This is a genomic window from Yinghuangia soli (genome assembly GCF_021502675.1).
Lineage (GTDB): Bacteria > Actinomycetota > Actinomycetes > Streptomycetales > Streptomycetaceae > Yinghuangia > Yinghuangia soli.
In genome coordinates, this window is sequence record NZ_JAKFHA010000004.1 from 174,555 (window position 1) to 180,554 (window position 6,000).

At 72.5% G+C, this 6,000-nt stretch carries 4 protein-coding genes; 3 read left to right on the forward strand and 1 reads right to left on the reverse strand.

What is annotated here, in order from left to right; genetic code table 11:
* Positions 1 to 237 precede the first annotated feature (237 nt).
* Positions 238 to 1,995, forward strand: a complete 1,758-nt coding sequence (locus tag LZ495_RS09785) for an ABC transporter permease (protein ID WP_235051651.1) — start codon at positions 238 to 240, stop codon at positions 1,993 to 1,995.
* 42 nt (positions 1,996 to 2,037) lie between these two features.
* Complete coding sequence (locus LZ495_RS09790; RefSeq protein WP_235051652.1) at positions 2,038 to 3,423, forward strand: ABC transporter ATP-binding protein; 1,386 nt, start codon at positions 2,038 to 2,040, stop codon at positions 3,421 to 3,423.
* Between the two features lie 19 nt (positions 3,424 to 3,442).
* Here LZ495_RS09790 and LZ495_RS09795 read toward each other — a convergent pair whose 3' ends face one another.
* Entirely contained in the window at positions 3,443 to 4,411 is a 969-nt protein-coding gene (locus LZ495_RS09795) for a hypothetical protein (protein ID WP_235051653.1), read from the reverse strand.
* Positions 4,412 to 4,824: 413 nt separating this feature from the next.
* On the opposite strand from LZ495_RS09795, the gene LZ495_RS09800 reads away from it, so the two are divergent.
* Positions 4,825 to 5,883, forward strand: a complete 1,059-nt coding sequence (locus LZ495_RS09800; protein WP_235051654.1) for a DUF2637 domain-containing protein — start codon at positions 4,825 to 4,827, stop codon at positions 5,881 to 5,883.
* The last annotated feature ends 117 nt before the right edge of the window (positions 5,884 to 6,000 follow it).

Consider the following 6,000-nt stretch of genomic DNA (forward strand, 5'->3'; position numbering starts at 1 on the left):
TCCGGCGACGAAAGGAGGCAGCTGTGTACAGCGAACCTCCTAGTCGCGTCCAGGCCTGACTTTTCGGCCGGACTCCCGTAATGCGCGCCCTGCGTACGCGATTTCCGCGTGCCCTGAGGCGCCTTGCACACCTTCCCGAGTGACGTCCGTCCGCCGCGCCCGCGTGCGCCGCGGACCGGCGTCTGCGTACCCGCGTGCGCCATGACGCGCGGCTGCGCCACATCCAAGGGCTCTGTCATGACGAACTCCGTACGTTCCGCGCGCCCGCGTCCGGGCGCCGCCGCACTGTCCACCCGCCGCAGCGGGCTCCCGTGGATCGACATCCTCGTCGCCGCGGCCGTCCTCGTCGGCCTCTACCTCGCGGTCCGCGTCGGCTCCGGCGCGGACGTGTCCTTCGACCCCTCGCACCCGCTCACCGTCGACACCGATCCGGCGAACCTGCCGTACGACGCGGCCCGCAGCCTGCTGCGCATGTTCGCGGCCCTGGCCGCCTCGGTCGTGTTCGCGTTCGCCTACGGCTACGCCGCGGCCCGCAGCCGCCGGCTCGAACGCGTGCTGATCCCGGCCCTCGACATCCTCCAGTCCGTCCCTGTGCTCGGCTTCCTGTCGGTCACCGTGACCGGCTTCATCGCGCTGTTCCCCGGCTCGACCCTGGGCCTGGAGGCCGCCGCGGTCTTCGCCATCTTCAGCGCGATGGCCTGGAACATGGCCTTCGCCTTCTACCAGGCCTCCCGCTCGCTGCCCGCCGAACTCGACGAGCTGTCCCGCGACTTGCGGTTCACCCGCTGGATGCGGTTCTGGCGCATCGAGGCGCCGAACGCGGCGATCCCGATGATCTGGAACGGCATGATGAGCTTCGGCGGCGCATGGTTCTTCCTGACTGCGTCGGAGGCCATCACCGTGCTCGGCACGGACCAGGCCCTGCCCGGCGTCGGCTCGTACGCGGGCGCCGCGATCGCGGACGGCGACCTCGGCAAGGTCGGCTGGGCCATCCTCACCATGGTCGTGATGATCACCGCGGTGAACTTCCTGTTCTGGCGCCCGCTCACGGCGTGGGCCGAGAAGTTCAAGAACGAGCAGTCCGAGGCCGCCGAAGTGCAGCGCTCGCTGGTCCTCGACCTGGTACGCCGGGCGCACTGGCCCGCGTGGGCAGGCCGGCCGTGCCGTGCCGCGGCGGACCGGATCGGGCGCGCCGCACGGGTGTTCGGTGTCGACGACCGCTCCCTCGCGGTCGACCCGGCCCGCCGCCGGGCCGGCGACCTGGCGTTCGGGGTCGCGGCCGCCGCACTGGTCGGCTGGGGCCTGGTCAGCCTGCTCGCGTACCTGCACGACCGCACCGGGCTCGGGGTGTTCGGCGAACCCCTCGTCCTCGGACTCGTCACACTGCTGCGCGTCATCGTGCTCGTGGTGCTCGCGACCCTGGTCTGGGTGCCGGTCGGCGTCTGGATCGGCATGTCGCCGCGCCGGGCGCGCATCGCGCAGCCGATCGTCCAGGTGCTCGCCAGTTTCCCGGCGAACTTCCTGTTCCCGGTGGCCATGTGGGTGTTCCTGCGCACCGGCCTGAGCATCGACATCGGCGGCATCGCGCTGATGGCGCTGGGCGCCCAGTGGTACATCCTCTTCAACACCATCGCCGGGGCCATGGCCATCCCCACCGACCTGCGCGAGGCGATGGACGACCTCGGCGTACGCGGATGGCAGCGCTGGCGCCGGCTCATCATCCCGGCCGTGTTCCCGTCCTACGTCACCGGCGGCATCACCGCCTCGGGCGGCGCCTGGAACGCCTCGATCGTGGCCGAAGTGGTCACCTTCGGCGGCACCACGCTGACCGCCACCGGACTGGGCGCCTACATCGCCGAGGCCACCGGCAGCGACGACTTCCCACGCGTGCTGGCCGGCGTCGCCGTCATGAGCCTGTACGTCGTGGTGCTCAACCGCCTGGTCTGGCGCCGCCTCTACCGGCTCGCCGAGAACCGCTTCGCGCTCGCCGCCTGACCCCCGGCCCACCAAAACACTTCATCGACAAGGAGATTCACCATGGCTCTGCGTCTGCTCACCAAGCACAGCGCCCACCTCGGCGCCGCCGACGCGCCGATCACCGCACCGGCCGGCCGCCCCGCACCGGTACGCGGCGAAGTCCTGCTGCGCACCCGCGACCTGGTCAAGTCGTACCCCGGCCCGGACCGCGACCTGCCGGTCCTCGGCGGCGTCGACCTCGACATCAAGGACGGCGAGATCGTCGCCCTGCTCGGCCGCAGCGGCTCCGGGAAGTCCACCCTGCTCCGCCTGCTCGCCGGGCTCGTCGCCCCCACCTCGGGCGAAGTCTCGTACCGGGGCACGCCGTTGACCGGTGCCAACCCTGGCACCGCGATGGTCTTCCAGTCCTTCGCGCTGCTGCCCTGGCTCACCGTCCAGCAGAACGTCGAGACCGGCCTGGAGGCCCGCGGCGTCCCGGCCCGCGAGCGCGCCGCAGCCGCCCGGGCCGCGCTGGACCGGGTCGGCCTGGACGGCTTCGAATCCGCGTACCCCAAGGAACTGTCCGGCGGCATGCGGCAGCGCGTCGGCTTCGCCCGCGCACTCGTGGTGCGGCCCGACGTCCTGCTCATGGACGAGCCGTTCTCCGCACTCGACGTCCTCACCGGGCAGAACCTGCGCGGCGACCTCATGGAGTTGTGGGCCGCAGGGGAGTTCCCCACCCGGGCCGCGGTCCTGGTCACCCACAACATCGAGGAGGCGGTCACGATGGCCGACCGGATCGTCGTCCTCGGCGCCCGGCCCTACGGGCACATCACCGCCGAGTTCGACATCCCCCTCGCACACCCGCGCGAGCGCGGCACCCCGCAGTTCGACGCCCTCGTCGACGCGGTCTACCGCACCATGACGGGCCACTCCGACGGCTCCGCCCGCACCCGGCCGGCCGCCAAGCCCGGGCACCGCACCATCTCCAACACCCCGCTGCCGGCGGCAAGCGTCGACGGCATCGCCGGACTCGCCGAACTCCTGTGCCGCGAACACGGCTCCGCCGACCTCAGCGACCTCGCCGAACGCCTGGGCCTGGAACACCGCGACCTGCTCCCGCTGGTCGCCGCGCTCGACCTGCTCGGCTTCGCGGTCGTCGACGGCGACGACCTGTGCCTGACCCTGGCCGGCCAGGACTTCGCCACCGCCGACGTGCAACTCTCCAAGGAGGCCTTCTCCGCCGCCGCACTCGGCGTCCCGCTGGTCCGGCTGATCGTCACCAGCCTCCGGCACAGCGACGCCCCCCTGCGCGCCGGCTTCTTCCGCGACCTGCTGGCCCACCACTGGACCCGCGAGCGCGCCGCCGGGCAGCTCGACACCGCGACCGACTGGGGCCGCTACGCCGAGCTCTACGCGTACGACGCCGACCGCGAGGAATACACCCTCGACCCCGCCGCCCGGTGACCGCGCGCCGGGATCCGGGTCACGACGGCGCGGCGCTGCCGGACTTGGCGGTCCGGCGGCGCCGCGCCGCGGTGCTGCGCCGCATGTGGGCGCGGATCTCGGTGCCCCGGGACCAGACTTCGGCAGTCTGGCCGGTCTCGTCCTGGCCGGTGCGCACCTCGTCGGGCAACTGCTCGCGGGCCAGCCTGGCCGCGGTGACACGGGCCCGGTAGTCGGCGAACACCTGGACTTCCAGGCTGAAATCCTCGTGGATGTCGTCGTAGTCCATGCCCCGCGGTGCGTACGGGCCGCGGTGGGCCTCCGCGTTCAGACCGCCGATCTGCACAGCCCATTCGCGCAGCCAATCCGCGGTTCCCGGCAGGACCAGCAGACCGGCGCGCTGCCGGATCACCGGACGCATGTGCCGCTGGTCGTACCCGTGGTAGTTCTGCGGCGGTCGGGCCGCGAACCACGCCCGGCTGTCCGTGAGTGCCGCGGCCAGGCCGTGCGCGTGCAGCCGCACCGTCCCCTCCGAGGGGCCGAGCGGCAGCTTGCGGCGCAGATCGCGCGCCGCGCCGTCGCCGAACGGGGTGGTCTGCACCGGCACGACGACGATCGGCGGCGACGGCTGCGCATCGAACGGGTTGGCGTCCAGGAACGGGCGGTCCACGACCAGGATCGTGTCCGGAGTCCGCTGGTACGAAAGCCCCCACAGCAGGGCGGCGAGCAGATGCGACCCCGCGGTGTGCGTGACGATGTGCCACGTGCCGTGGAAGTGGTTGACCGCGAACCGCTCGGCGGCCGCCGGGCGCAGGCCCAGCACGGTGTAGCGGCGCCCGTCGAGCAGCAGTGTGCGCCGGTGGAGTTTGACGTTGTCGTACGGATGCGTCGGCGGTGCGTCCCCGGAGATCCCGGCCTCCCGTTTCGGTGTTGTCCTGAAGTGCTCTTGCCGGACCGCGCCCCGTCGACTCCACGTCGATGAGGGTCCGTCATGTCCGTTGTGCGGCAAGGTTCCCGGGTCCGCTGCCGAATTGTCATCAGGTTTTCACCGAGCTTTGGGTCCACGAGACGGCGCGTCGGCGCACGCATCACCCGAACGGCTGTATCGTCGGGCGGTCGGCGGCGCCCTGCAACGGTGCGGCGTCCGACCGCACCGGTTTTCGCAGCGCCCCATCAGCCACGCACCCGGCCGCCGGAGCCAAGCCCTCCAGGGTGAACCGCCTGTCACCCACAGAGGGGTTGTTCCGCCATTCGGGATACGCGGCGCGGATTTTCCGCCAGGATAGGGCGCCGTACACGGGGGCATCCGGCGCGCAGGGAACGCTCCGAACTCCGGTCCGGCGCGCGCCGATTCGCTCGGGCACACGGGGGACCGGCGTCCGCGGTCCGGACCAGGTATGGGAAGGCAGGCACAACGGCTTCATGAAGATCATGGGTGTACCCCTGGCCTGGGCCGTCGTCGGCCTGGTCGAACTCGTCCTGCTCGTGGCGCTGGTGACGTACCTCTTGCGCACCAAGCGCGCCGCCGGGGTCGGACTCGCCGGCGACGACAGCTGGGAGCGCGACCAGGAACGCCGCCGCCGCAAGGAACTCTGGTACGGCGTCGCCTCCTACACGCTGCTGTTCTGCTGCGCCGCGGTCGCCGCGGCGCTGTCGTTCCGCGGCCTGATGGGCTTCGGCCGGGAGAACCTCGGCCTGGACGGCGGCTGGGAGTACCTGGTGCCGCTGGGCCTGGACGGCGCGGCGATGTTCTGCTCGGTCCTCGCGGTCCGCGAGGCCAGCCACGGCGACGCGGCGCTCGGCTCGCGCATCCTGGTGTGGACCTTCGCCGGTGCCTCGGCGTGGTTCAACTGGCTGCACGCGCCCCGCGGCATCGGACACGACGGCGCCCCGCAGTTCTTCGCGGGCATGTCGCTCGCGGCCGCGGTGCTCTTCGACCGCGCCCTCAAGCAGACCCGCCGCGCGGCACTGCGCGAACAGGGCCTCGTGCCGCGGCCGCTGCCGCAGATCCGCATCGTCCGCTGGCTGCGCGCCCCGCGCGAGACCTACGCGGCGTGGTCCCTCATGCTGCTCGAGGGTGTCCGCACCCTCGACGAGGCGGTCGAGGAGGTCCGCGACGACCGGCGCGCCAAGGCCGACTCGCGCGAGCGCCGCCGGCTGCAAAGCAAGCGCGAGCGCGCCCAGCTGAAGGCGATCAGCCGCGGCGAGAGCCGCAATTGGGGCCGGTCCGGCCCGCGTCAGGAAATGGCGGCGCTGCCGGGAGGTGGGGGCTCCGAAGCTGTTTCGGAGCCGGCCATAGCCGAAAGCGAAAGCGGCCCCGCAACGTCGCACTCCGCAAGCCGTCCTGCCCTTCCCTCGCCCGCCGAGGGGACGACCGGACGCGACGTCATCGACCTCACCGCCGAGGACGACACGATGACGCTCCCGCGCCTCGACTCGCTCGAGCGCAAACTGAAGGACCTGGAACGCCAGTTCGGCTGAGCCGAGCCGGACCACGACCACCGGGCGACTTCCCCGAGAAGGGGCGCCCCCCCCCCCCCCCCCCGCCCCCCGGGGGGGGGGGGGGCGGGGGGGGCGGGGGGGGGGCGGGGGGGAGGG